The sequence below is a fragment of the Paenibacillus athensensis genome, assembly GCF_004514475.2.
Classification (GTDB): Bacteria; Bacillota; Bacilli; order Paenibacillales; family NBRC-103111; genus Paenibacillus_AL; species Paenibacillus_AL athensensis.
Genome location: NZ_MYFO02000001.1, coordinates 288,524 through 312,808 on the forward strand (window position 1 = coordinate 288,524; position 24,285 = coordinate 312,808).

Here is a 24,285-nt window from a genome sequence, read left to right on the forward strand (position 1 = left end):
CGGCGCAGTTCGCGAACTGCGTCTTTTTTTCGTTGCCGGGCGAACGTATATTCTGTACAATAAGAAGAAAGTACGCATGAAGGAGCGTCGAACGATGAACCCGTTAACCGGCAAACTGTCTTCGATGTCTGAAATGATCGAGTGGATTCGCCGTACGCCGGAAATCATGTCTCAGGTTACCTACTGGCACACCATCCCGCCGCGCGAAGCCAAGCTGGCTGCTTTTCCCGCCGGCCTGCACGAAAGCATTCGCGAAGCGCTGGCAAGCAAGGGGATTACCCGTTTATATACGCATCAGGCCCGATCCTTGGAGGAAGCGGTGAGCGGACGCCATGTGGTGACCGTCACGCCAACGGCATCCGGCAAAACGCTTTGCTATAACCTGCCCGTGCTGCAAAAGGTGCTGGAGCAGGACAGCGCCCGGGCGTTGTACCTGTTTCCGACAAAGGCGCTCGCGCAGGATCAGGTCGCCGAGCTGCATCAAGTGGTTGAAGCGATGGGGGCCGATATCAAATCTCATACCTATGATGGCGATACGCCGCCGGCTGTCCGTCAAGCGATCCGCAACGCCGGCCACATCGTGGTGACCAATCCCGATATGCTGCATTCGGCGATTTTGCCGCACCATACGAAATGGGTCAAGCTGTTTGAAAATCTGGCCTACATTGTCATCGACGAGGTTCATTCGTATCGCGGCGTGTTCGGCAGCCATGTGGCCAACGTGATTCGGCGTCTGAAGCGGATTTGCCGGTTTTACGGCTCCAATCCGCAATTTATTTGCGCGTCGGCGACGATCGATAACCCCAAGGAGCACGCGGAACGGCTGATCGGCGAGCAGGTGTCGTTGGTCGACGAGAACGGAGCGCCGTCGGGGGAGAAGCATTTTGTGTTTTACAATCCTCCCGTCGTTAACCGGCAGCTGGGCATTCGCCGCAGCTCCGTGCTGGAAACGCGCAAGCTGGCGGCCGCGCTGCTCAAGAACGGTATCCAAACGATTGTGTTCGCACGCAGCCGGGTTCGCGTGGAAATTTTGCTTACCTATTTGCAGGAGCTGGTGCGCAACGAGCTGGGCAGCAAATCGATTCGCGGCTATCGGGGCGGTTATTTGCCCAAGCTGCGCCGGGAAATTGAACGGGGCTTGCGCAGCGGGGAAATCCGCGGTGTCGTCAGCACGAACGCGCTGGAGCTGGGCATCGATATCGGCCAGCTGCAGGCCTGTGTATTGAATGGCTATCCCGGCACAATCGCCAGCACGTGGCAGCAGTCGGGGCGGGCCGGACGACGCCAGGAAAGCTCGCTGACGATTCTCGTCGCCAGCAGCAACCCGCTGGATCAATATTTGATCCAGAATCCGCGTTATTTTTTCGAGCGGCCGCCCGAGCAGGCGTTGATTCATCCGGATAATCTGATTATTCTTGTCGATCATGTGAAATGCGCGGCCTATGAGCTGCCCTTTGAGATGGACGAGAAGTTCGGCGAAGAGCCGCTGCGCGATATTTTGGAGTTTTTGACCGAGGAGCGCGTGCTGCATCAGGTTCAGGACCGTTGGTATTGGATGGAGCAGTCGTTCCCGGCCCACAACATCAGCTTGCGTTCGGCAGCGCAGGAAAACTTCGTTATTATCGATCTGACCAGCGGCAGCCGGGTCATTGGCGAATGCGACCGATTCAGCGCGCCGACGCTGATTCACGAGGAAGCGATATACATTCATGAAGGCGTGCAATTTCAGGTCGAGAAGCTCGATTATGAGGAAAAAAAGGCTTACGTCCGGCAGGTTGACGTTGATTATTTCACCGACGCCAGCATGGCCGTGCAGCTCAAGGTGCTGCATGTGCACCGCGAGGAGATGCTTGGCGGCTTGCAGCGTCAGTTGGGCGAGGTGACGGTGAACGCGCAACCGACGATTTTCAAAAAAATTCGCTTGCGCACGCACGAAAATATCGGCTCCGGACCGATTCATTTGCCGGAGGAGGAGCTGCACACAAGCTCGTATTGGTTCACGCTCAACGAGGAGATGACCGCGGGGCGTTCGGCCAACGATTTGCAGTTTGCGCTGCTCGGGCTTGCCAACGTGCTTGTGCGCATCGCGCCGCTGCATTTGATGTGCGATCCGTTTGATATCCGGGTCGTGCCGCAGGTGCGGGCGGTGCATAACAAGCAGCCGACGATCTTCTTCTACGACCGATACCCGGGCGGCGTAGGCTTGAGCGAGCGGCTGTATGACGTGCACGGCGCGCTGTTGCGCGAAGCGCGCGAGCTGATTGCCGGGTGCAGCTGCCTGAGCGGCTGCCCGGCGTGTGTAGGGCCGATCGAAGAGGTCGGGCTGCTCGGCAAGCAGCTCGCCACGGAGCTGCTCGGCCAACTCGAAGGCGGTGCGCGATGAGCCGCCTTCGGGAACGGCTTGTCCGCTTCCACAAATCGGAGGAAGCGGACAAGCCGCAACTTGCGCCGCCGCCGGACGACGGCGGCGAGTGGGCGCGCGTCGGCGCCGAGCTGTATACGAGCCCGTGGGGCTCGTTCGTGCGTCGGCGACGCGCGTATGGGCCGGACAGCCGGCACGGCCGGCATCGGCTGCGCGAGCTGGCCGATGTGGCGGCGGAGCTGTCCGCATTTGGCAGCGATGACGCGCCGGCGGTGCGCGCGGAATCGCTGTTGTTTTTCGACACCGAGACGACGGGGCTCGGTGTCGGGGCCGGCAACGTCCCCTTCATGGTGGGGATCGGCTATGTCGAGCTCGACACGTTTGTCGTCGAGCAGCTGCTGATGCGTAATCCGGCTGAAGAAGTCGCCATGCTGCGTTATTTGCAGGCGTTGATGGGCCGGTTTACGCATATGGTTTCCTACAATGGCCGAACGTTCGATTGGCCGATTGTGCAAAGCCGGTTCGTGCTGAACCGGCTGGAGCTGGACGACAGCGAGCTGGAGCAGCTTGACTTTTTGTATCCGTCGCGCAGCTTGTGGCGGTATGTGCTGCCTTCCTGCAGGCTCAGCAGCGTGGAGGAAGGGCGGCTCGGCTTTGAACGGCTGAACGACGTGCCGGGTTCGATGGCGCCTGCGCTCTATTTTCAATATTTGGCCGATAAGGACCCTGCTGTACTGGAGGGCGTATTCATCCATAACGAACACGATATTGTATCGATGGCTGCGCTGGCGATTCATTTGGGCAAATGGCTGGGCGGTCATTTTACGGGCAGCGGCGGAGAGGAACAGGTCTCCAATGAACTGGGCGGCATGGGCGCAGACGAGCTGTACCGCACGGGCGCTTGGCTGGACAAAATGGGGCGGTCCGAGCTGTCGCGGTACGTTCTGGATTACTTGTACAGCCGCTTGGGAGCAAATACAGATTCCCCAGCCGGTTGTGAAGAAGGTTTGATGCCAGTCTGCGAGACAGATGATCAAGCGGCGATTCACGCCAAAACGCTGCTGCTGCTCGCTGGATTCTACAAAAAGGCGGGAGCATACGAGCGGGCTGCTGCCCTATGGCAGCGGTATGTGCAAACGGGCGGCGGCGGACTTGGGATTGCGCTTGAGCCCTACATTGAGCTGTCCATGCATTATGAGCATCGCGAGAAACAGCTTCGCCTTGCGCTTCATTACGCGGACGAGGCTTGGCAGCGGCTGCAACGCCGCCGCACCTTGCAGCGGGGCGATCGGTCGAAGCTGGCGGAGGAAGAAGCGGCGCTACGCAAACGGCTGGAGCGGCTGAGGAAAAAGCTCGACAAGCTCGCTGTACGCAGCGGCAAACCGGCACGCAGACCGGCAGTCGGCGCCAGCAATGGGCAAATGCTTGACATATCCAATGGCGGTCCAGCGATTGACGATCGGCAAGGTGCGCCGCAGGGAACGCCGCTGCCAGCAAATCCGGCTGGGAAGCGGTCTAATCAAGCTGCCGATCCGCTTTGCGGCGACAACACCGCAGGAATCACCGTGCCGGACGAGCAGGCCGGGGGCGCGTCGCCAGCTCGAACGGCCAAACCGCGCCGCAGCAAGCCCGTTTACGCGATGGACAGCTTGATCTGAACCGCTGCCTGTTCGCTTGACAGCTCTACGACGCGGGCGGGTTACAGATGCGTCCTCGCTCTACGTCGCAGCAAGCTCGTTTACGCGATGGACAGCTTGATCTGAACCGCTGCCTGTTCGCTTGACAGCTCTACGACGCGGGGTGGGTTACAGATTCGTCCTTGCTCTACGTCGCAGCAAGCCTCGTTTGCACATTTGGACGCTGTTTGTTTCTTGGCATGCTGCACGATGCTGCTCGCTTTGCTTCGAACAACGGTAGTCACTCCTGAAACGCGATACCGGAACCACAAGACAGCAGTCAAACCCGTTCGCTGCCGCAGGGGTCGCTGCGACAGCCGCTTGGCCGGCTGTTGGTTTACATGTACGGGGAAGTGGACATACAAGGTAAAAACGGCAAGGAGTGTCCCGTATGCCCGAGCTTCCCGAGATGGAAACCTATCTTCACCAACTGGCGCCGCGGATCGGCGGCCGCACGATCAGCGACGTACTGATTACGCGTGAGAAGTCAATCAACGTCACGCCGGAGCAGTTTGCCCAAGCCGTCGCTGGCGCGCGGATCACAGCGCTGGAGCGGCGGGCCAAGCATTTACTGTTCCACCTTGACAGCGGTCCGGTGCTGCTGTTGCATTTGATGCTCGGCGGTTCGATATTTTACGGCACTGAAGCGCAGAAGCCGCAGCGGACCACACAGGTCGTGTTGCGTTTTGGCGAAACCGCCTTGTATTTTATCGGACTGCGGCTCGGCTATTTACATCTGCATACCCCGGAGGAAGCGGAGCGGCTGCTGGCCAAGCTTGGCCCTGAGCCATTGTCGCCGCAATTCACGTTTGAACGGTTCCAGTCCGTGCTGGCGGGCCGCAAAGCCAATTTGAAAGCGTCGCTCGTTGATCAAACGTTTCTGTCGGGCATCGGGAACTGCTATTCCGACGAAATTTGTTTTGCCGCAGCGCTGCTGCCGGCCCGTCGTTTGCCCGATCTTCATCCGGAGGAGACAAGCCGCTTGTACGCCTCCATTGGCACCGTATTGCGCGAAGCGACGCGCTGCGGCGGCTACATGGACATGCCGCTTTATGCGGGTGATACGCTGACCGGAGGCTTCGATCCGCTATGCCGCGTCTATGATCGTGAGGGTGAGCCGTGCCCGCGCTGCGGAGCCCCGATTGTCAAAGACGAGATCTCTTCGAAAAAAAGCTTTTATTGTTCGGCTTGTCAGCACTAGGGGGCCGATGACGATGTTTATCGGAGCCCATGTCAGCACAAAAGCGGGGTATTTGGGCGCAGCCAAAGCGGCACTGCAGGCCGGCGCCAGCGCTTTTCAATATTTTCCGATGAATCCGCGCGCCCTGCGGACGAAATCGCTTAACGAACGCGATGCGGCAGCATGCGCTGCTTTTTGCCGCGAACACGGATTGCTGTCGATCGGACATGCCCCGTATGCGCTTAATCCTGCCGCCGACGCGGAACAACGCGAGCTGATGCGGACTGTACTGATCAGCGCCCTGACGATTGCCGAAGCGTGCGGCTCGGTCGGGTTGGTGGTGCATTTTGGCAAATATCTTGGAAAAGACCCGTTACAAGGTTATAAAAATATAATACAATTGATCAATCAGGCGCTAGGCGGCTGGCAGGGCCGCTGTTTGCTGCTGTTGGAAAATCAAGCCGGCGAACGCGGCCATCTCGGCACGGCTATGGAGGAGTTCGTTCAGGTTCGCAAGCTGTGCGAGGAGCCGGAGCGCATCGGCTTTTGCTTTGATACGTGTCATGCGTTTGCCAGCGGGCTGTGGAGCGGCAACTGGCCAGAGCTTGCGGAACGCGGCGGGGCGCTTGGTTATTTTCAGCATGTCCACGCCGTTCATTTGAACGACTCGTTGTACGGGGCCGGTTCGCGTCGCGATCGCCATGCCGGAATCGGGACGGGTGAAGTGGGCGAGCGCGCATTTGCCGAGCTGCTGCATTCCGTTTATTTTCGCAGCATCCCGATTGTGATGGAAACAGCGCCGGGGACGGACGGCACGCATCGCGCGGAAATCGCGCGGGTCAAGGCGTTGGCAGAAGGCGTGGTGTTAACCTCCAAGCAGCCGGAACGTTAAGCGCAAGCTGTGGTTTGAACCGGCCCCCTAGGGGGAGTGCCGTCTGTATAACAGAGGTTAGGCCATACGTACCGCTGGTTGAGCGGAACGCCGCGTCGCGGCCGACGGCAAAGGCCAGATTAATCGGAGAGGGGCGCGGAGCCAATGATTCATGTTTTTTTGGACGATTTGCGTCCGTGTCCGCGCGGCTTTGTGTGGGCCAAAAACGTTGGGGAATGCCAACTGCTGCTGGCCGAATGCGAGGTCGACGTGCTATCGCTGGATCATGATTTGGGCGACCCGGCGGAATCCGGCATGGACGTTGTGCGCTGGCTGATCGCCGAGCGGCGGTTCCCGAAGCGGCTCTATTTGCATTCGTCAAGCAGGGAAGCGCGTATGCGCATGTACCAGATGCTGTATGCAGCCAAGCCCGAGACCATGCAGCTTCAGGCGACGCCTGTGCCCGAAGAGCTGCTGCGGGAGCTGGCCCGGGCCGAATAGCCGCAGGCTTTTTGCAGGAAAAAAGGAGAGGTGCAGCGTGATTCATTTATCGGATATTCATTTTATTCGCGGCGACCGGCATATTTTGCAGGATGTCGAGCTACATATTCAGGAAGGCGAGCATTGGGTGCTGCTTGGACGCAACGGCTCGGGCAAAACGACGCTGCTGGAGCTGATGAACGGCTATGAGTTCCCGTCCAGCGGCAAGGTGGAGGTGCTCGGTAACCGATACGGTCAATGCGATGTGCGCGAAGTGCGCAAGCGCATCGGTTATATCAGCCAATCGCTGATGGAAAAGCTGAATTTGTCCGATCCGGTGTGGGAGGTTGTGGCGACGGGCGAATACGCTTTTTTGCGTTTTTATCAGGAAATTCCGCAGGCGGTCAAAGACAAGGCGCTGAACATGCTGAATCAGGTGCGCATCGGCCACTTGGCCGGGCAGCCGCTGGGCACGTTGTCGCAAGGCGAACGCAAAAAGGTGATGCTGGCCCGCTCGCTGATGATGGCGCCGGCTATTTTGATTTTGGACGAGCCTGCGGCCGGTCTTGATTTGTACGAGCGCGAGCGCTTTTTGCAGGACGTTAACAATTTGAGCAAGCAACAAATGACCGTGGTGTATGTGACCCATCATTTGGAGGAAATTATCCCGTTATTTACGCACGTGGCGATTATCGAGCAAGGCCGGATTATTGCTGCCGGTCCCAAGGCCGAGGTGCTCACAACCGCGCATCTGCGCCAGGCTTTTGAAGTCGAGGTGCAATTGGAATGGTTTCAGGACCGTCCGTGGATGAAAGTGGTTCAATCTTGATTGGTGGAGAAAAGGAAGCAGCGATGATGACAAAAGCAACCTGTATCGGGACGGCGAATCGCGGATTTGCCCAATATGCGCAAGAGGAAATCCGGCGGCTGGTGCCTTCGGCGCGTTTTGTCGCGCTGGTGCCGACTGAAATATTTTTGTGTGAAGCGGAAGGGACGACAGAGGAGCTGCTGGGGGCAATCGGCCGGCAGGAACCGATGTTTTTGCGCCATGTGCAGCCGGTGGACCGGGTATGGGAGCTGACGCGCACGGACGACGACTTGCACGCGCTTCAACGCTGGTTGGCAGAAAGCAGAACGTTTGGTCAGGGCGAGCGTGTAGCCGTGCAAATGCGCAAGGACGAAAAAGCCAATGTGCCTTATACGCCGTTTGCTGTGAAGTCGGCGCTCGATGAAACGCTCAAGACGGTATACGGAGCCGAGCCGGTTGTTCAGCAAGCGCAGCGGATCGTGTCCGTATTTGCTTGCGGAGACAAGCTGTATGCGGGCCTTTCCACGCCTGCGGCGAACTTGTCCGACTGGTCGGGCGGCGCGATCCGCTTCCATAAGGAAGACGATCAAATATCGCGGGCCAAATTCAAGCTGCTGGAAGCCGAGCAGCGGTTTGCGCTCGATTTTGGCCGTTTCCGCCATGCGCTTGACGTCGGCGCAGCACCGGGCGGCTGGACTTCTTTTTTGCTGGAAAAAGGAATGAAGGTCACGGCCATTGATCCGGCTGCGATGCATCCGAGTCTGGTGCGCCACCCGCAGCTGACGATTCACCGCAAAAATGCTGCCGAGGTCAAGCTTAAAAGCGGCGAGTTCGATCTGCTTGTCTGTGACATGAGCTGGAGTCCGCGCCAGATGGGCCGGCTCGTGCTCGATTTGCTGGATGCGCTCAAGCCTGGCGGCACCGCGATCATCACGGTCAAGCTGATGCACAAAAAACCGTTTCAGACCGTGCGCGAGCTGCTGGAAACGTTTGAGAATCGGCTGCAACTGGTGCAGGCCAAGCAGCTTTTTCACAATCGTGAAGAACTGACCTTGTATTTGCAGAAGCTGTGGTAGAGGATCAACGGCCGAGAAAATAGTAAAAAAAGGTTGAATTTCCATTTTATTATGTTATACTTGAGGTAATTCAATCAAACAAGCGGAAGCACCGCTGAATCGGAACTGCATGTTCCGGCTCGGCGCGTGCTTTTTTTGTTTGCCAAGGAGGGAGATATGAAGCAGGAACAACGGACGCTGATCGCAACCGCAGCGGCGCTGCTGGCAGGTGTATGGCTTGCCGCCGCATTGTTAGTGGAATTTTATCACCAATAAGGAGGCTTGTATGGGCAAAATAGAGCTGCTGCTGCTCGACGAGGACGAGCTGTATGGAGAAAGATTGGCCCTGTGCGCGGAACGCCCTGAGTTCGCTGCCCGCGTGCGGGTGCGCCTCTTTACACGAATGGAACAGGTCGAGCTGTGGTTGGCCGGAGCGGGGAACCGCGGTCAAATAATGCTGGCGGTTTCCGACGAATTTTATCATTTGGCACGCAAGGTATGCGCCGATGTCCGTGCAGCGGTAATTAGCGAATCGTTTGCCGGCTGCGGTAGCGATGAGGGCTTGCTTGTGCTGTACAAGTTCAGGCCGTTGCATGAAATCGTCGGTGAGCTGCTTGCGTATTTTGAACAGGCTCCGGGAAAGGCCGTCGCCGTTCCTGTGCATCGGAGTCAAATATTGACGGTGTATTCAGCAGTCGGAGGCAGCGGGAAAACGACCACGGCGCTGCATGTGGCGCAATGGCTGGCTTTTCGCGGGCAGCGCGTGTTTTATCTCGGCTTCGAGCCTTCAGCTGCGATTGACCGTCAGCTGCACGGCGAACAGCCGTCCCGTTATACGGAGCTGATGCAGCTGGCTGCGCAAATGCCGCCAGGTCAATTAGCGGTACAACTGGAGCGCATGAAGTCGCATGCACCGCTGCTGGGCATCGACTTTATAGCGCCGTCGGCCGCTGTGAAAAGCTCGTTCGACGTCGGCGGGCAGGAGGTACGCTGCTTGTTGGAAGCGCTGCTCGCTTTGAACAGCTATGAATGCATCATCGTGGATACGGACAGCTCGCTGCACCCGCGCGTGCGGACGGCATTAGACATGAGCGACGCCGTCTGGTGGCTTGTGCTTGACGATTTCAGCTGTCTGCACAAAACCGGAACCTACCGCAAGCTGCTGCCGCCACTAAAAAATGTGCGTTTTGTCGTCAATCAGTTTATGGGCGAATGCTTTAACGAATTTGAGCGGCACGATGTGCCGATTAGCGGTATATTGCCCTATATGCCGCAGTGGAAAAACGCGGAGCCAACCGAAGCGAATTTCGCGGACAGTCCGTTTGCCCAGCGGGTTCACCAATTGTACGCAGCGATGATGTTCGAAGCGCTGGACAAATATGAAGGGCAGGGCGAATCGGTTCGACTTGGCCATGCAAAGGGATAGAAGGGAGCAAAGCCTATGGCGAAATATGCGACAGCCGTGCGTTTTTTTAAAGAAGAAGACGGTTTGGGAACGCTGGAAATGCTGTTGATTATTGCAGTGCTGGTAGCGATTGCGATTGTTTTTCGTAAATGGATTTTAGCGTGGTTTCAAAAGCTGCTTGGCGACGCCAACAGCGATCTGCAAAACAACGGCAGCGTGCCCGTGTGTGTGCCGGGACCGACCGTGAGCTGTGAACCGGCTCATTAAGACAGCTTGCCGTTTTTTCTGTAGCAAGGACGGACGTATCCTGCTGGAAACGGGACTTATGATGCCGATCTTATTGCTGCTGACGCTTGCCGTGGTGTTTGGCGGCTTGGGGATCTACAAGCAATGGGAGGCGGGAGCGTTGGCGCAAACTGCTGCCGAACGGCTGGCCTATGCGTGGAATAGCAGCGCTAAAGACCTGCTTGCCGGTCGTTTCGATCCGGCTGTGAGCGATGGCTTGTACTGGCGCTGGACAGATGATCTGGCAGATGATCCGTTCGGTCGCTCTCTGGGGACGGCACTAACTCTGCAGATGGAGCTGCCGGCAGCCACGCTGCCCACGCCTATGGCCTTGCCAGCGGCAAAGCTGGCTAGAGCAGCAATGCTCGTCGCACCTGCGGGCATGGCGGGGAACGTGCTATATCGAAACGCCGGCTTGCAGCAGCGGACCGTTGTCGTGAGCTTGCACACACGGTTTCCGCTCTCGAAAAACATCGATCAGCTTGTAGGACGCAATGATCTGTCCGGGCAAGGTACAGCGCATGTGGTGGACCCGGTAGAGCTGATCCGCTTGATCGATATGAACCGCACTTATGTTCCTCAGCTGCCGGCATCGCTGACGCTGGAGGCGGCCAAGCGTCTTTGGGTGGAGCCTGGCAAATCTTTGGCCGACGAAACGCCTTTCATTCGTTCTGAGGCGCAAGCCGCCGCTTATTTGCGAAAGCTCGTTGCGGGCGAGCAGCGTGTGCTGACCGTTTCCGGCGATCAACGCCGCGTTGCTGATGCGTTTGACGCGCAAGCGGGAATCGCGCACATGGCTTTTTACACCTTTAGCGAAAAGCAGCTGCGCAGCGTGCAGCTGGTCAAAGACGCATCGCTCCTGCAAAGCGGCCAAGCAATCAATGGAATCGTCTGGCATTTTTTTCATCCCGTTCAGCTTCCCTCCGCTGCGCTTCGCCGGGATTTGGCAGCAGTCGGCATCGCCGTCGTGATTCATCCATAACCGTTAAAAGGGGTGATGCGTTGAAATTGTTGCGCGCTCAGCATGGAACGATAACTGTCTATATGCTGATCTTGATCATCCCGCTATTGATGATAGCCGGTCTGTTGATCGACTTGGCGAGAATCAGGCTGGCAACAAATGAAAGTGAAACCGCGCTCAAGGCCGGCTTGCGTTCGGTGATGGCCGGATATGACCGCAGCTTGCAAACCTTCGGGCTCTGGGGGATGACCGCCAGCGCAAATTCGGCGCAGCAAGAGCTAAGCGCAATCATGTCCGCCAACCTGTCCGGGAGCGTGCAAGGCGGTCTGCCTTTGATCGACACTTCGCTGGAGAACGGCCGCGCCCGCCTAACGCCGGTATACTCGCTGGCGAGTCAGCTTATCTTGCGCCGGCAGCTGCTGGAAGCGGTGAAGTGGCAAGCGCCGCTGTCGTTTGAGCGCTATGTGGGCAGTGCGCTGCGGCCGGTTGAAGCTTCGGCTCCGCTGGCTGACGGGGTCAAGCTAGGGCGCGCCATCAAGGCGCTGGACAAGCTGCTTGATCAGCGGAACGCAGCAGGGGACGAAGCATGGGCAAGTCTGGAGGCGCTCTATAAGCTGTGGCAAGACGATGTTGCTGCGCTGCAGCAGCAGTCGGCACTGCTTCAACAAGCCGCTGATGAGCCGGAGGAGCGTGAAGCGCTGTACGTGCTGCATGCCCGGGCGCGAAGCCTGCTGTCGCAAAGCTCCGGACGTCAGCAGGAGCAATTGCGAGCAGCTGCCGAGCTGACGATGCGCGCACAGCTGGCAAACGAGCGCCTGCAGACTGCGCTTGCGGATGCCCGCAAGCAGTTGCTTCCTTCCTTGCTGCCGGTGGAAGGAGTGCTGGATGCCGTCCCGCTTTACGGAGCCTTTGATTTACGTGAGGCTGAAGATGCGCTCGCATCGCTTGTCACCAGGCTTGCAGCGGTTGGCACTTACTGGGACGGGCTATCCCCGGACCGGCTTGAGCAGGCCGGACAACGATTGGCTGCACTAACGATGGAAGGAACGCGCTGGCATGAAGTCAATTCCCAGGCTGATCGTGCGCGCCAGCAGCTGCTCAAGGCTGCCGATGCCCGCCGGCGGCAAGTAAAAGCAAGCATCCAAGCCGATTTCATGCAAGTCGATTCACTTGCGGAACCGCCCGGCTGTGCCGCTGGGAAGGACGGCTTTAATGACGCGTACCGTCATCTGCAGATGAGCGGTCCGGCAGAGGAGCAAGGACTCTATCAAAAATACCGCAGCTTGAACGGGCAAGATTCAGACATCGGCGGTCTTGCCGCCTTTGAATGGAATCAGCCGGAAGCGTTTAGTCTCGGTGCGCTGCAATTGCTGGATTCGCTGCTGGCTGCAGCGGCAGAGGAGCTACGCGATGATATCTGGATTCATGAATATGTGCTGACGGTATTTAGCAGCCGTACCGCAAAGAGCGATTTTTCGAACCGCCGTTTGGTTGGACAGGAAGCGGAGTATGTGCTGTACGGGTTTTCCGGCTGCGGAGCAAATCTGTCTGCTGCGTATGTCGAAATGTTTTCGCTGCGTCTGGCCGTGCGTACCGTCGAGGCTTTGCTGCAGCCGGACCCGGCCGATCTGCAGCTCGGTTCGCCGATGCTGGTGTTGCTCGCTGCAAGCGCAGAAGGCGCGAAGCAAGCCGCAGCCGATATGAAGCTGCTTATTGATGGACAAGCTGTTCCTTTTTTCGAAAACAAGCCATTCCATGTAATCCAACTGAGCTATAACGATTACTTGCGGATTTTTTTACTCGTGCATAGCAGCCAAACAAAAACGTTGGCACGCATTCAAGCGCTGCTGGAGCTGAATACAGGGCTGGATCTGCGGCAAGCATCCGCCTGCTTCGAGAGCACAGCGCAAAGCAGCATCCGCCTATGGTTTGTACCTGCTTTCGCGCAACTGCCGTTTGGCTCCCGGCTGCTGGGCTGCGAGCTTCGCAATCAGAGGTGCGTCATTTCCAGCACAGCCATTTGGTCGTATTGATATCGCAAGCTTGATCGCCAGATAAAGAGAGGAGGCGTCTGCAGGATGCTGCGATTTTGCGCCCGAAGGGACGGCGGTATTGTATTGGAGGCTGCGCTGCTGCTGCCGCTTGCGCTCGCGTTCTTGCTGGCGATGATCGAGCTGATTCATGTGAGCCGGACTGAGCTGGCGCTGCGTTCCGCTACAAACGAGGCGGTTAAATCGCTTGCCGCTCAGTTGCATCCGCTGGCGCTGCTGCACCAAGCCCAAGCGCAGCAGAACCCTGCTCCATCAGTTGCCGAAGCCCAGCGCCGTATAAGAGAAGCCAGAGCGTTGGCACTGCAGCCTGGTGTTTTTGCCGCCGGCTATGAAGCCTATGTGTCGGACGAACTGCTTGATCTGTGGCGCATAGAGCTGGCTCAGCAGGACAGCGATCAGCTTTTGCCGCAAAATCTGACTGATTTGACCACATTGGTGTATGCATACTGCAATCCTAGGCTAATCCGCGCCAGCCAGTTTCATGTCATCGGCTATCAACTGCCGGATTTATCGGAAAACAAAGCCCCGTACCTGATGATTGAAGCGGAGGTGCAATTCGATTTGCGAATTCCATTTTTTAGCCGCACGTGGATGCTTAAAAAAAGAGCGATGGAACGCGCCTGGACGGGTGTGTAGAGAGGAGGAGGGTTTGGTTATTTTGTTTGCGGCCGTTGTTATCGTAGCTTTTATTACCGATGTGCGTAAAATGATCATTCCGAATGAATTGACGGCATTTGCTGCTTTGTCCGGCGTTTCCTGGCACTTGATCAGCGAAGGGTGGCCGGGACTTTGGTTTGCGGGAATGGGGCTGGCAACCGGCTTCGCGCTGCTGGTGGGCTTGTATGCGGCCGGCGCTTTGGGCGCGGGCGACGTAAAGCTGTTTGCCGGTATCGGGGCAATGATGGGCACCGTATTTGTATTCCAGTGTGTACTTTATTCCTTGTTGCTTGCCGGCTTGATCGGGCTGCTGATTGCGCTGTTTCGGAAAATGACGCTGCAGCTTGCTTGTACAATGACCTATTGGGCAATTTCGTTTTGCTTGCGCGAAAACAGGCTGCGGTTGCGCGATTTCAGGCAAATGAGCAGCATTCGCTTCCCGTTCATGTACGCCGTGCTGCCCGGCGCTGCGGTCGCTTTATGGTATCACCCGCTGCCCGTGTAAGCGATGGCATCCGCAGTCCGGCGGTCTGGCCTGATTTTTATCCAGCAGCGTCATTTTTTTATTTCCCGTCCGCTGGCGCAAGTGGTATAATAAGACGTCGCGAAAAGGCGATTAACTTCGTAGAGACGGGAGTTTGGATTGACGATATGAGTCTGTTGACAGTCGAAGACGTCAGCCATAGTTTTGGCGGGCGGGTATTGTTTAAAAATGTTTCGTTTCGTTTGCTGGCCGGTGAGCGTGTCGGTCTTGTAGGCGCTAACGGTGTAGGCAAATCTACGCTAATGAATATATTGACCGGACAGGTGCTCAAGGATGATGGGAAAGTCGAATGGACGCCGCGCGTTCACTACGGCTATCTCGACCAGCACTCCAAGCTGACGCCGGGCAAGACGGTGCGCGACGTGCTGCGCGACGCATTTTTGCCGCTGTATGAGCAAGAGCAGGAAATGCTCGCGATTACGGAAAAAATGAGCGAGGCTTCCCCCGAGGAGCTGGAGCTTTTGCTGGAACAGATGGGAGAAATTCAGGAGCGTCTGGATGCGAGCGGCTTTTATTTGCTCGATGTCAAGGTTGAGGAGATGGCCAATGGTCTGGGCCTGAACGCGATCGGTCTGGAGCGCGATGTCGCGACGCTGAGCGGCGGTCAGCGCACCAAGGTGCTACTGGCCAAGCTGCTGCTGGAAAAGCCGACCGTGCTGCTGCTGGACGAGCCGACGAACTATCTGGATGTTGAGCACATCGAATGGTTGAAAAACTATTTGCAGGAATATCCGTTTGCCTTCATGCTCATTTCCCATGATACGGAGTTCATGAACCAGGTGGTCAATGTCATTTACCATCTGGAATTTTCCAAGCTGACCCGGTATACGGCGAATTATGAGAAATTTTTGCAGATGGCTGAAATCAACAAAAACCAGCATATCGATGCTTATGAAAAGCAGCAGGAATATATCAAGCAGCAGGAGGATTTCATCCAGCGCAACAAAGCGCGGTATTCGACCTCAGGACGGGCGAAAAGCCGCCAGAAGCAGCTGGAGCGCATCGATCGGATCGATCGTCCGGAGACAGCGGCCAAGCCGACGTTTGTGTTCAAGGAATCGCGAGCTAGCGGACGGATTGTTTTTGAAGCGGAAAAAATGGAAATCGGCTATGACCGGCCGCTGCTGCCGCAGATGAGCGTTTCCATTGAACGCGGCGAGAAAATTGCCATTGTCGGCTGCAACGGCGTGGGCAAATCGACGCTGCTCAAAACGATTTTGGGCAAAATCCAGCCTTACAGCGGCAAAACGTACCGCGGCGACTTTTTGTTCCCCGCTTATTTTGAGCAGGAGGTCAAAGCCGGCAATATTACGCCGATTGACGACGTATGGAACGAATATTCGCATATGAACCAGCATGAGGTACGCGCGGCGCTGGCCCGCTGCGGCTTGACCAACGAGCATATTACACGGCCGCTGAGCATGCTGAGCGGCGGCGAGCAAGCGAAGGTGCGGCTGTGCAAGCTGCTGATGCGGGAAAGCAACTGGCTGCTGTTTGACGAGCCGACGAACCATTTGGACGTTGTCGCCAAAGAAGAGCTGCAGCGCGCCTTGAAGGAGTACAAGGGCACCGTGCTGCTCGTATGTCACGAGCCGGATTTTTATGAGGGCTGGGTGACCAAGGTATGGGATGTCGAGTCCTGGTCGACGAATCAGAAGGTACGGCAATAGAAGGAGGAACGGGTTTTGCTGACACATATTGTGTTGTTCAAGCTCAAGGACCGCAGTCCAGAAGCGATTGAGGTTACGCGCAAGGTGCTTGCCGATATGGAGGGCAAGATTGAGGTGCTGCGGCATATCGAGGTTGGAACGGATGTGCTGCATGCCGCACGTTCCTACGATATCGCGCTGATTACGAAGTTCGACTCGCTGGAGGATTTGCATGTTTATGATACGCATCCGGTGCACGAGCAGGTTAAAGCGCATATGAAAACGGTGCTGGACGGGAGTTCCGTTTGCGTCGATTTTGAAAGTTAATCGTTTGAAAAACGTATGAAAACAGTGTAGTATCCTTATTTAAGAGGCTGCACTGTTTTTGCCTGTTCAGGCGGATTCCCGCATGGGGACGCCTTGCGGGCTGAAGGGAGGGGCCGTTTTTGATGATCGCGATCGATCAGGCTTACGTGATGGAAATGCTCGATTTGCTGCTGCGGACGCCAAGCCCGACCGGCTATACGCACGAGATCATGCGCAAGCTGGAGGAGCAGCTCGCACAGCTCGGGTATGTCATGGCGTATACGAACAAGGGCTGCGGCGTTGTCACGATTCCCGGCGCGGACGCCAGCCGGGTTGTCGGCATTTCCGCGCATGTCGATACGCTGGGCGCGATGGTTCGTTCGATCAAAGCCGACGGCCGGCTGCGAATGACGCCTCTCGGCGGCTATATGATGGGCTCTGTGGAAAACGAATATTGCCGTATCCATACGCGCGATGGTGGCGAATACGAAGGGACGATTTTGCCGACGCATCCGTCTGTGCACGTGTACGACGATGCGCGCGAGCAAAAGCGCGAAGAAGCGAACATGGAGGTGCGCATCGACGAGTCTGTACGCTCCAAAGCGGATGCCGAGGCGCTGGGCATCCGCGTCGGCGATTTCATATCGTTTGATCCACGCGTCCGCTTGCTGCCGAACGGCTATGTCAAATCGCGACATCTGGACGATAAAGCCGCTGTCGCCGCTGTGCTTGGACTGCTTGCAGGGCTACGCGAAGCGCAGGCCGAGCCCATTTGTACGGTCAAGCTGTTTTTCTCGACGTATGAAGAGGTGGGGCATGGCTCGGCATATATCCCGGAGGACATTCAAGAGCTGCTGGCCGTCGACATGGGCGCGCTCGGCGACGATTTGAGCGGCAATGAGGAAGGCGTCTCGATCTGCGCCAAGGACTCCTCCGGACCTTACGATTACGGCATGACTTCGCAGCTGATCCGACTGGCCGAGCGCGAGGGCATCCGCTACGCCGTCGACATTTATCCGCGATACGGCTCGGACGCATCGGCCGCATTGCGCGGCGGACGCGATATTCGCGCAGCGCTGCTTGGGCCAGGCGTTCATGCTTCACACGGCATGGAGCGCACGCATATTGACGCCGTCATGGGAACCGCGCGCCTGCTGGCCGCTTATATTACGCATGCGGAGGAATGAAAAAACGGCCTGCACAAGAGGCGGCCGGGAGGATAACGGCATATGAATATTTTAAGCGTACAAAACATTTCCAAAAGCTACGGCGACAAGGTTTTGTTCGACGATATTTCGTTCACGCTGAACGAAAAGGAGCGTATCGGGCTGATCGGCGTAAACGGCACCGGCAAATCGACCCTGCTGCAGCTGCTGGCAGGGCTGGAGACCCCGGATCGAGGCAAGCTGGTGCACGCGAACCATTTCCGCGTGGAATATTTGCCGCAAAACCCGGAGTTCGAACCGGACTCTACGGTGCTGGAGCAAGTATTCCACGGCAGCTCGCCGCTCATGCAGGCGCTGCGCGACCATGAGCGGGCGCTGGCCGAGCTGGAGGCGGAGCCGTCCAGCTCGGAGAAGCAGGCGCGGCTGTTCAAGGTCCAGCAGCGCATGGACAGTCTCGGCGCGTGGGAAGCCGGCACCGTCGCCAAAACGGTGCTCACGCGGCTCGGCATCGCCGAGTTCGACAAGCCCGTCGGCCAGCTGTCCGGCGGGCAGCGCAAGCGCGTCGCGATGGCGCGCGTGCTAATCCAGCCCGCGGATCTGCTTATCCTCGACGAGCCGACGAACCACATCGACAATGAAACCGCGATGTGGCTGGAGGAATTCCTCAGCAAGTGGAAGGGCGCCTTGCTGCTGGTCACGCACGACCGCTATTTCCTGGAGCGCGTGACAAACCGCATGCTGGAGCTGGACCGCGGCAAGCTGTACAGCTATGAAGGCAACTACGAAGCGTTTCTGGAGAAGAAAGCCGAGCGCATGGAATCGGAAGCGGCCAGCGAAGACAAGCGGCAAAACCTGTTGCGGCGCGAGCTGGCTTGGCTGCGACGCGGAGCCAAGGCGCGCACGACCAAGCAAAAAGCGCGAGTGCAGCGCGCCGAGGAGCTGCGCGACCGCAAGCTCGACGGCCCGGCCGACAAGCTCGACATGGCGCTGGCGGGCAGCCGGCTCGGTAAAAAGGTGCTGGAGCTGGAGCATGTCAGCAAAAGCTACGGCGACCGCGCGCTGATCCGCGATTTCAGCTACATCGTCATGCCAGGCGACCGGCTGGGCATTATCGGTCCGAACGGCAGCGGCAAATCGACGCTGCTGAACCTGCTCGCCGGGCGTCTTCAGCCCGACAGCGGCACCATCGAAACCGGCCAAACGGTCAAGCTGGCCTATTATACCCAGGAAAACGTCGAGATGGACGGCAAAATGCGCGTGATCGAATACATCAAGGAAGTCGCGGAGCAAATCCGCACCGCTGACGGCGAGCTGATTTCCGCTGCGCAAATGCTGGAACGGTTCCTGTTCTCGCCAGCATTGCAATGGACGCCGATCGAACGGCTGTCCGGCGGCGAACGGCGGCGTCTTTACCTCTTGCGCACGCTGATGGGCGAACCGAACGTGCTGCTGCTTGACGAGCCGACCAACGATCTCGACCTGCAAACGCTGACGATTCTCGAAGACTATCTGGAATATTTTCCGGGCGCCGTCATTACCGTATCCCACGACCGCTACTTTCTTGACCGTACGGCCGAGCATTTGTTTGCGTTTGAAGGCAGCGGGGCGCTGACGCCGTATTTCGGCAACTACTCCGACTATCTGGAGGAGAAGCGTCAGCAGGAGGAAGCGGAGCAGCAGCGCAAGGCTGCGTTGAAGCCAGCGGTATCCGCAGCTCAGCAGCAAGCGGCCGGAGGAAGCGGCTCAAGCCAGTCCCAAAGCCAGCCGTCCGCGCGTCCCAAAAAGCTCACCTTCAAGGAGCAGAAAGAATGGGACGAAATCGAAGGCCGCATCGGCGCGCTGGAGGAACGAATAGCCGGGCTCAAGGCGCAGATCGAAAGCGCGGGCAGCGATTTTGACAAGGTGCGGACTTTGTATGAAGAGGAGCAAGCGACGCAAGCCGAGCTCGACGGGGCCGTGGAGCGGTGGTCGTATTTATCCGAATTGGTAGAAGAGATTGAAAGAAGTAAATTATGATATAATAGGTAACAGACTACTTACAAAGGCAGGTATTTTCCCTCTATGATTACCGTATCCAATGTGACGCTTCGCTACGGCAAACGTGCGCTTTTCGAAGACGTCAACATCAAATTCACGCCGGGCAACTGCTACGGCCTGATCGGCGCCAACGGCGCCGGCAAATCGACGTTTCTGAAAATTTTGGCCGGCGAAATCGAGCCGAACAAAGGCGATGTCAGCATTCCGCCTACTGAGCGTATGGCCGTGCTCAAACAGAACCATTTTGAATTCGACGACTTCGAAGTGCTCAAAACCGTCATCATGGGGCATGCCCGCTTGTACAAAATTATGGAGGAGAAGGACGCGCTATACGCCAAAGCCGATTTCTCCGAAGAAGACGGCATGAGAGCAGCCGAACTGGAGGGCGATTTCCAGGAGCTGGACGGCTGGCAGGCCGAATCCGACGCAGCCGAGCTTTTGATTGGTCTTGGCATTCCGACCTCGCTGCACGACACCAAGATGAGAGATCTCGACGGCAACGAAAAGGTCCGTGTGCTGCTTGCGCAAGCCTTGTTCGGCAACCCGAACATTCTGCTGCTTGACGAGCCAACCAACCATTTGAATTTGGAATCGATCCGCTGGTTGGAGCATTTTCTGTCGCGCTTTGAAGGCACCGTCATCGTCGTATCCCATGACCGGCACTTCCTGAACCAAGTGTGTACGCACATCGCCGACATCGACTTCGGCAAAATTCAGTTGTACGTCGGCAACTACGACTTCTGGTACGAATCGAGCCAACTGGCGCTCAAGCTGACACGCGACGCGAACAAAAAAACCGAAGAAAAGCGCAAGGAGCTGGAAGCGTTTATTGCCCGTTTTAGCGCCAACGCCTCGAAATCGAAGCAAGCCACCTCGCGGAAAAAGCAGCTTGAAAAGCTTACGCTGGAGGACATCCGTCCGTCGAACCGTAAATATCCGTTTATTCATTTCAAACCGGAGCGCGAAGCCGGCAAGCAGCTGCTTGCAGTTGAAGGACTGTCCAAGTCCGTTGAAGGCGTGCAGGTGCTAAACAATCTGACGTTCACGGTCAACAAAGGCGACAAAATCGCTTTCGTCGGTCCGGACGGCTTGGCAAAAACGACGCTGTTCAAAATCGTCATGGGCGAGCTGGAAGCCGACCAAGGCTCGTATTCGTGGGGCGTAACGACCACGCAGGCCTATTTTCCAAAGGATAGCCAGGAATATTTCGACGTGGATCTTAACCTTGTCGACTGGCTGCGCCAATATTCCAAGGATCAGGATGAATCGTTCCTGCGCGGCTTCCTTGGCCGCATGTTGTTCTCCGGCGAAGAAGCGCTGAAAAAAGCAAATGTGCTCTCCGGGGGCGAAAAGGTGCGCTGTATGTTCTCCAAAATGATGCTCACCGGCGCTAACGTGCTGATTCTCGACGAGCCGACGAACCATCTCGACCTCGAATCGATCACGGCGCTGAACAACGGACTGGTTGATTTTGACGGTACGATTTTGTTCGTCTCGCACGACCATCAGTTCATTCAAACGATTGCCAATCGGGTCATGGAAATTACGCCAAACGGCCTCATCGACAAAATGATGACGTACGACGAATATCTGGACAGCGAAGATGTAAAAAGACAACGCGAGCAGCTATACGTATAAGCGGCTGCACGCATGCAAAAGGCGCCCGGGATCGCAATATCGTCCGCTGGGCGCCTTTGGTTTGCTTAAAATTTAGCTTCCGCCTGTCCGGCGGCGCTGATTGTTGACTTTCTTGGTCATTTGGCTTTTCATCGACTGGTTGCCGCCGCCGCCGTGCTTAAGATTCGCTTTTTGTGCGGCTTGCTCGGCTTGCTTCTGCGCCAGCTTTTGCTTGATCGCATCGGCCAGGCTGACCTTCTTAGGCCCTTGCTCTTCAGGTTGATCAACAGGCTTGTCTGACAATCGGAACACCTTCTTTACGTAATATGATTATAGTATAATCGAATCGAAGCAAAGAGGAAAGAAGGGGACGACCCGAATGTTCGATCCGACGATTTATGATAATATGAAGGTCGTGCTGGAGGGCGCTGTGTACGATCTGGACATGGAGGGCGCCATCCTTGTGACACAGCGCTGCGACCGGATCGACCTGAGCTCGATGTCGCGCCATTACGCGATTGAATTTGCTTGCGGGCCGGAGCAGCCAAGCCGCGCACGCATCGAACTGTACGCGCATCTGAACGATTTGGCTGCGGAGATTATGGAACATCCGGGTGCCGCGCCGGGCTGCACGATGGAGGTGCGGTTTACGACGCCGGTGCGCGAGCCGCAGCGCGAATGTCCGGACATCGCCCGCAGGCTGCAGCTCATTTGGGGCAACCGCCCGTCGATCGAGCAGCGGCTTTCGTTTGCATACGCCGAAGCGCAAGCGTTGACGCCGGCATCGTATGTGAACGATATCCGCTTGCAGTTTGGCCGCAAGGTCGATGAAAGCCACATCGGCGATTTGCCGGAGCTGCTCGATTGCGCGGCGCAAAGCCTGCTGATGCTCGACAGGCGGGAGGGCTGACATGCGCGAATGGACGCAACGCGAGCTGCTGGAGCGCACGGAGCAGACGGAACATGACGGCAGCAGCTTTGCCGTATTTATTTATACGCCGCTGTGCGGCACCTGCAAGGTGGCCGAGCGTATGCTGCAGGTGATCGAAGCGATGCGGCCGAACTTGCCGCTGTTCAAAGGCAACATCAATTTCATGCCCGAGCTGGCCGCGACGTGGCAAATTCGCAGCGTGCCTTGCATTGCAGCCGTACGCGGCGGAAATCCCCAGGCGCTGATCTACAGCGTGCAATCGGTGGACGCATTGGATTTGCGGCTGTCGGAATTTTTAAAAATAAAGGAATAAAGGAGTGGACGCGGACATGAATCAATGGCAGGCGGGAGAGCTGGTAACGGCAGCCTACAAAACAGGAGTGTACATCGGTGAGATTGTGGAGATGACCAGTCCGATGAAAGCGGCGGTCAAGGTGCTTGCGGTGGCCGAGCATCCGACGCAAGGCGATTTGCATCAGCCAATGGACGGAGCTGTGTCGTTTTTTCATCAGCGACGGGCGCTAAGTCATCAGGAAATCGCATTGATGCCGGTCGGCTCGATCAAATCGTACAGCGGTACGGTGCCGGACTATCGGGAATCATTGAAAAGAGCGCTTGCCGCGCAAATCGCGGAGCTGTCGAATATGCAGAGATGGTCTGAGCGCTCTCTTCAAGAGCTGGAGCAGCTAAGCAAGGAGTACTTCCCGAGCGAATCGCCATAGGCTTCAGGAAACTTCCAGATACAGCTTGGTGCCGTCGTGGTATTTAAAAATGGCGACGTCGCCGATAATTTCGATCAGCGTAATCATTTTGAGCTTTTTGCGAAATTCGAAATTCAGTTCTTGTTCGCGCAGCTTGGCGTGCAGCATTTGCAGGTGAGACGATTTTTGCGAGTAGTTGAGCACGGGGATTATTTTATCCTTGAATTTAATGGTTATCATTTGCATGACCCATCCCTCCTTCAACTTGATTCTCTTATATAGTAACCGCAAAATGTTAGATTTGATTGACTGATCTATTAAGAAAGTGTCAGGAAATTTCGCTTTTTGTCGTAAAAGGAGGAAGCAAAGACGGTTGCGGCCTATGAAGTCGAAGCATATAATAAGAGAGGTTGAAAGCTACTACTTATTTTCGATGGGGGTTTTCCTAATTATGACTTCGCAAAAGCCAATCAGAATCGGCATTATCGGTGCCGGCAATATCGGAAATGTACATATGGAAGTTTTGAAGCAGGTCAAGGAAGCCGAGGTCACAGCCGTCACGGACGTGTATTTGCCGCTGGCCGAGCAACGAGCGAAGGAACATGGAATCGCCCGCGTGTATGAAGATGCGCACAAGCTGATCGCTGATTCCGAGCTGGACGCCGTCGTCGTTGCGGTTTCCAACGAATGGCACGCGCCGCTTGCTGTTGAAGCGCTGGAGGCCGGTAAGCACGTCATGCTGGAAAAACCGATGGCGATCAATCTCGAATCCGCCAAGCAAATCGTCGAAGCCGAACGCAAGGCCGGCAAGGTGCTGATGATTCCGCACCAGTTGCGCTGGGAGGCGCTGAGCCTGCTGATCAAGCAGCAGGTGGAGAAGGGCGCGCTTGGCAATATTTATCACGCCAAAGCGAGCTGGGTCCGCCGCAAGGGCATCCCGGGCTGGGGCACCTGGTTTACGCAGATGGATAAGTCGGGCGGCGGACCGCTGATCGATCTCGGCGTGCATATGCTCGACTTGTCCCTCTATCTGATGGGCAACGCCAAACCGATTTCGGTGTACGGAGCTACTTACGCCGAGTTCGGGCCACGCCGCAAGGGCATCGGCACGTGGGGAACGCCCAACTGGACGGGCAAATATGATGTCGAGGATTTGGCGACGGCCATGATCAAGCTGGACAACGGCGCGACGCTGTCGCTCGACGTCAGCTGGGCTGCTCTGGTCGATACGGACAACGAGCCTTGCGTGCAGCTGCTCGGCTCCGAAGGCGGCGCGATGATCCGCGGCGGCAAGGGCAAGCTGTTTGCCGAGCTGTTCGACCAGCCGGCCGACATCAACCTGTCGGTGCCGGATAACGATGAAGGCTCGCGCGTGCGGATGGCGAAGCATTTTATTTCCTGCATTCAAAACGGCACGCAGCCGCTGACCTCGGTCATGACCGGCTATACGAACAATCTGATTCTGGATGCGATCTATCGTTCGTCGCGCACCGGCAACGAAGTCAAGCTCGACTGGGACATCTAAGAGACGGGGGCAGCAGCA

At 57.0% G+C, this 24,285-nt stretch carries 24 protein-coding genes; 22 read left to right on the forward strand and 2 right to left on the reverse strand.

Features of this window, described 5'->3' with window-relative positions:
- Positions 1 to 94: 94 nt before the first annotated feature.
- From B5M42_RS01265 to B5M42_RS01350, 18 genes are all read left to right on the forward strand, one after another.
- Positions 95 to 2,383: a DEAD/DEAH box helicase gene (locus B5M42_RS01265; RefSeq protein ID WP_134750830.1), complete on the forward strand. Its 2,289-nt coding sequence runs from the start codon at positions 95 to 97 to the stop codon at positions 2,381 to 2,383.
- On the forward strand, positions 2,380 to 4,020 hold the full coding sequence (locus tag B5M42_RS01270) for a ribonuclease H-like domain-containing protein (protein WP_167689555.1): 1,641 nt from the start codon (positions 2,380 to 2,382) through the stop codon (positions 4,018 to 4,020). Before B5M42_RS01265 ends, B5M42_RS01270 begins: the two co-directional genes overlap by 4 nt.
- A gap of 409 nt (positions 4,021 to 4,429) precedes the next feature.
- Positions 4,430 to 5,239, forward strand: a complete 810-nt coding sequence (locus tag B5M42_RS01275) for an Fpg/Nei family DNA glycosylase (protein ID WP_134749058.1) — start codon at positions 4,430 to 4,432, stop codon at positions 5,237 to 5,239.
- 13 nt (positions 5,240 to 5,252) lie between these two features.
- Positions 5,253 to 6,110 (forward strand): deoxyribonuclease IV, encoded by an 858-nt coding sequence (locus tag B5M42_RS01280; protein ID WP_134749056.1) that lies wholly within the window; start codon positions 5,253 to 5,255, stop codon positions 6,108 to 6,110.
- A gap of 144 nt (positions 6,111 to 6,254) precedes the next feature.
- The gene (locus B5M42_RS01285) at positions 6,255 to 6,590 is read left to right on the forward strand and encodes a cyclic-phosphate processing receiver domain-containing protein (RefSeq protein WP_134749054.1); all 336 of its coding nucleotides are present in this window, start codon (positions 6,255 to 6,257) and stop codon (positions 6,588 to 6,590) included.
- Positions 6,591 to 6,627: 37 nt separating this feature from the next.
- On the forward strand, positions 6,628 to 7,398 hold the full coding sequence (locus B5M42_RS01290) for an ABC transporter ATP-binding protein (protein WP_230632557.1): 771 nt from the start codon (positions 6,628 to 6,630) through the stop codon (positions 7,396 to 7,398).
- Between the two features lie 23 nt (positions 7,399 to 7,421).
- Complete coding sequence (locus tag B5M42_RS01295; protein ID WP_134749050.1) at positions 7,422 to 8,453, forward strand: SAM-dependent methyltransferase; 1,032 nt, start codon at positions 7,422 to 7,424, stop codon at positions 8,451 to 8,453.
- A 265-nt stretch (positions 8,454 to 8,718) separates the two neighbouring features.
- Entirely contained in the window at positions 8,719 to 9,858 is a 1,140-nt protein-coding gene (locus B5M42_RS01300) for an AAA family ATPase (RefSeq protein WP_134749048.1), read from the forward strand.
- A gap of 15 nt (positions 9,859 to 9,873) precedes the next feature.
- Complete coding sequence (locus B5M42_RS01305) at positions 9,874 to 10,104, forward strand: Flp1 family type IVb pilin (RefSeq protein ID WP_134749046.1); 231 nt, start codon at positions 9,874 to 9,876, stop codon at positions 10,102 to 10,104.
- A gap of 58 nt (positions 10,105 to 10,162) precedes the next feature.
- Entirely contained in the window at positions 10,163 to 11,104 is a 942-nt protein-coding gene (locus tag B5M42_RS01310) for a hypothetical protein (protein WP_134749044.1), read from the forward strand.
- A 20-nt stretch (positions 11,105 to 11,124) separates the two neighbouring features.
- Complete coding sequence (locus tag B5M42_RS01315; RefSeq protein WP_134749042.1) at positions 11,125 to 13,116, forward strand: hypothetical protein; 1,992 nt, start codon at positions 11,125 to 11,127, stop codon at positions 13,114 to 13,116.
- A 45-nt stretch (positions 13,117 to 13,161) separates the two neighbouring features.
- On the forward strand, positions 13,162 to 13,770 hold the full coding sequence (locus tag B5M42_RS01320; protein WP_134749040.1) for a TadE/TadG family type IV pilus assembly protein: 609 nt from the start codon (positions 13,162 to 13,164) through the stop codon (positions 13,768 to 13,770).
- 13 nt (positions 13,771 to 13,783) lie between these two features.
- Positions 13,784 to 14,296: an A24 family peptidase gene (locus B5M42_RS01325; RefSeq protein ID WP_134749038.1), complete on the forward strand. Its 513-nt coding sequence runs from the start codon at positions 13,784 to 13,786 to the stop codon at positions 14,294 to 14,296.
- A gap of 146 nt (positions 14,297 to 14,442) precedes the next feature.
- Positions 14,443 to 16,005 carry an ABC-F family ATP-binding cassette domain-containing protein gene (locus B5M42_RS01330; RefSeq protein ID WP_134749036.1) on the forward strand — a complete coding sequence of 521 codons (1,563 nt, stop codon included), beginning with the start codon at positions 14,443 to 14,445 and terminating at the stop codon, positions 16,003 to 16,005.
- 15 nt (positions 16,006 to 16,020) lie between these two features.
- Complete coding sequence (locus B5M42_RS01335; RefSeq protein ID WP_134749033.1) at positions 16,021 to 16,311, forward strand: Dabb family protein; 291 nt, start codon at positions 16,021 to 16,023, stop codon at positions 16,309 to 16,311.
- A 122-nt stretch (positions 16,312 to 16,433) separates the two neighbouring features.
- Positions 16,434 to 17,477, forward strand: coding sequence for a M42 family metallopeptidase (locus B5M42_RS01340; protein ID WP_134749107.1), 1,044 nt, complete (start codon positions 16,434 to 16,436; stop codon positions 17,475 to 17,477).
- A 42-nt stretch (positions 17,478 to 17,519) separates the two neighbouring features.
- Entirely contained in the window at positions 17,520 to 19,472 is a 1,953-nt protein-coding gene (locus tag B5M42_RS01345; protein WP_134749032.1) for an ABC transporter ATP-binding protein, read from the forward strand.
- 45 nt (positions 19,473 to 19,517) lie between these two features.
- Positions 19,518 to 21,131 carry an ABC-F family ATP-binding cassette domain-containing protein gene (locus B5M42_RS01350; protein ID WP_134749030.1) on the forward strand — a complete coding sequence of 538 codons (1,614 nt, stop codon included), beginning with the start codon at positions 19,518 to 19,520 and terminating at the stop codon, positions 21,129 to 21,131.
- 72 nt (positions 21,132 to 21,203) lie between these two features.
- Here the strand turns inward: B5M42_RS01350 and B5M42_RS01355 are convergent, their stop codons facing one another.
- Entirely contained in the window at positions 21,204 to 21,413 is a 210-nt protein-coding gene (locus B5M42_RS01355) for a hypothetical protein (protein ID WP_167689553.1), read from the reverse strand.
- A gap of 76 nt (positions 21,414 to 21,489) precedes the next feature.
- Between B5M42_RS01355 and B5M42_RS01360 the strand changes: the two genes are divergently transcribed.
- Genes B5M42_RS01360 through kapB form a run of 3 tightly spaced genes read left to right on the forward strand, consistent with a single transcriptional unit; the run spans position 21,490 to position 22,763 of the window.
- Positions 21,490 to 22,020 (forward strand): hypothetical protein, encoded by a 531-nt coding sequence (locus B5M42_RS01360; protein ID WP_134749026.1) that lies wholly within the window; start codon positions 21,490 to 21,492, stop codon positions 22,018 to 22,020.
- A gap of 1 nt (position 22,021) precedes the next feature.
- Positions 22,022 to 22,354, forward strand: coding sequence for a thioredoxin family protein (locus B5M42_RS01365; RefSeq protein ID WP_134749024.1), 333 nt, complete (start codon positions 22,022 to 22,024; stop codon positions 22,352 to 22,354).
- A 16-nt stretch (positions 22,355 to 22,370) separates the two neighbouring features.
- A complete protein-coding gene (gene kapB, locus B5M42_RS01370) occupies positions 22,371 to 22,763 on the forward strand; it encodes a sporulation phosphorelay system protein KapB (RefSeq protein WP_134749022.1) in 393 nt (130 codons plus the stop codon).
- Positions 22,764 to 22,766: 3 nt separating this feature from the next.
- Here kapB and B5M42_RS01375 read toward each other — a convergent pair whose 3' ends face one another.
- Positions 22,767 to 22,988 (reverse strand): hypothetical protein, encoded by a 222-nt coding sequence (locus tag B5M42_RS01375; RefSeq protein ID WP_230632559.1) that lies wholly within the window; start codon positions 22,986 to 22,988, stop codon positions 22,767 to 22,769.
- A gap of 205 nt (positions 22,989 to 23,193) precedes the next feature.
- Between B5M42_RS01375 and B5M42_RS01380 the strand changes: the two genes are divergently transcribed.
- Positions 23,194 to 24,267 carry a Gfo/Idh/MocA family protein gene (locus B5M42_RS01380; RefSeq protein WP_134749020.1) on the forward strand — a complete coding sequence of 358 codons (1,074 nt, stop codon included), beginning with the start codon at positions 23,194 to 23,196 and terminating at the stop codon, positions 24,265 to 24,267.
- Positions 24,268 to 24,285: the final 18 nt, after the last annotated feature.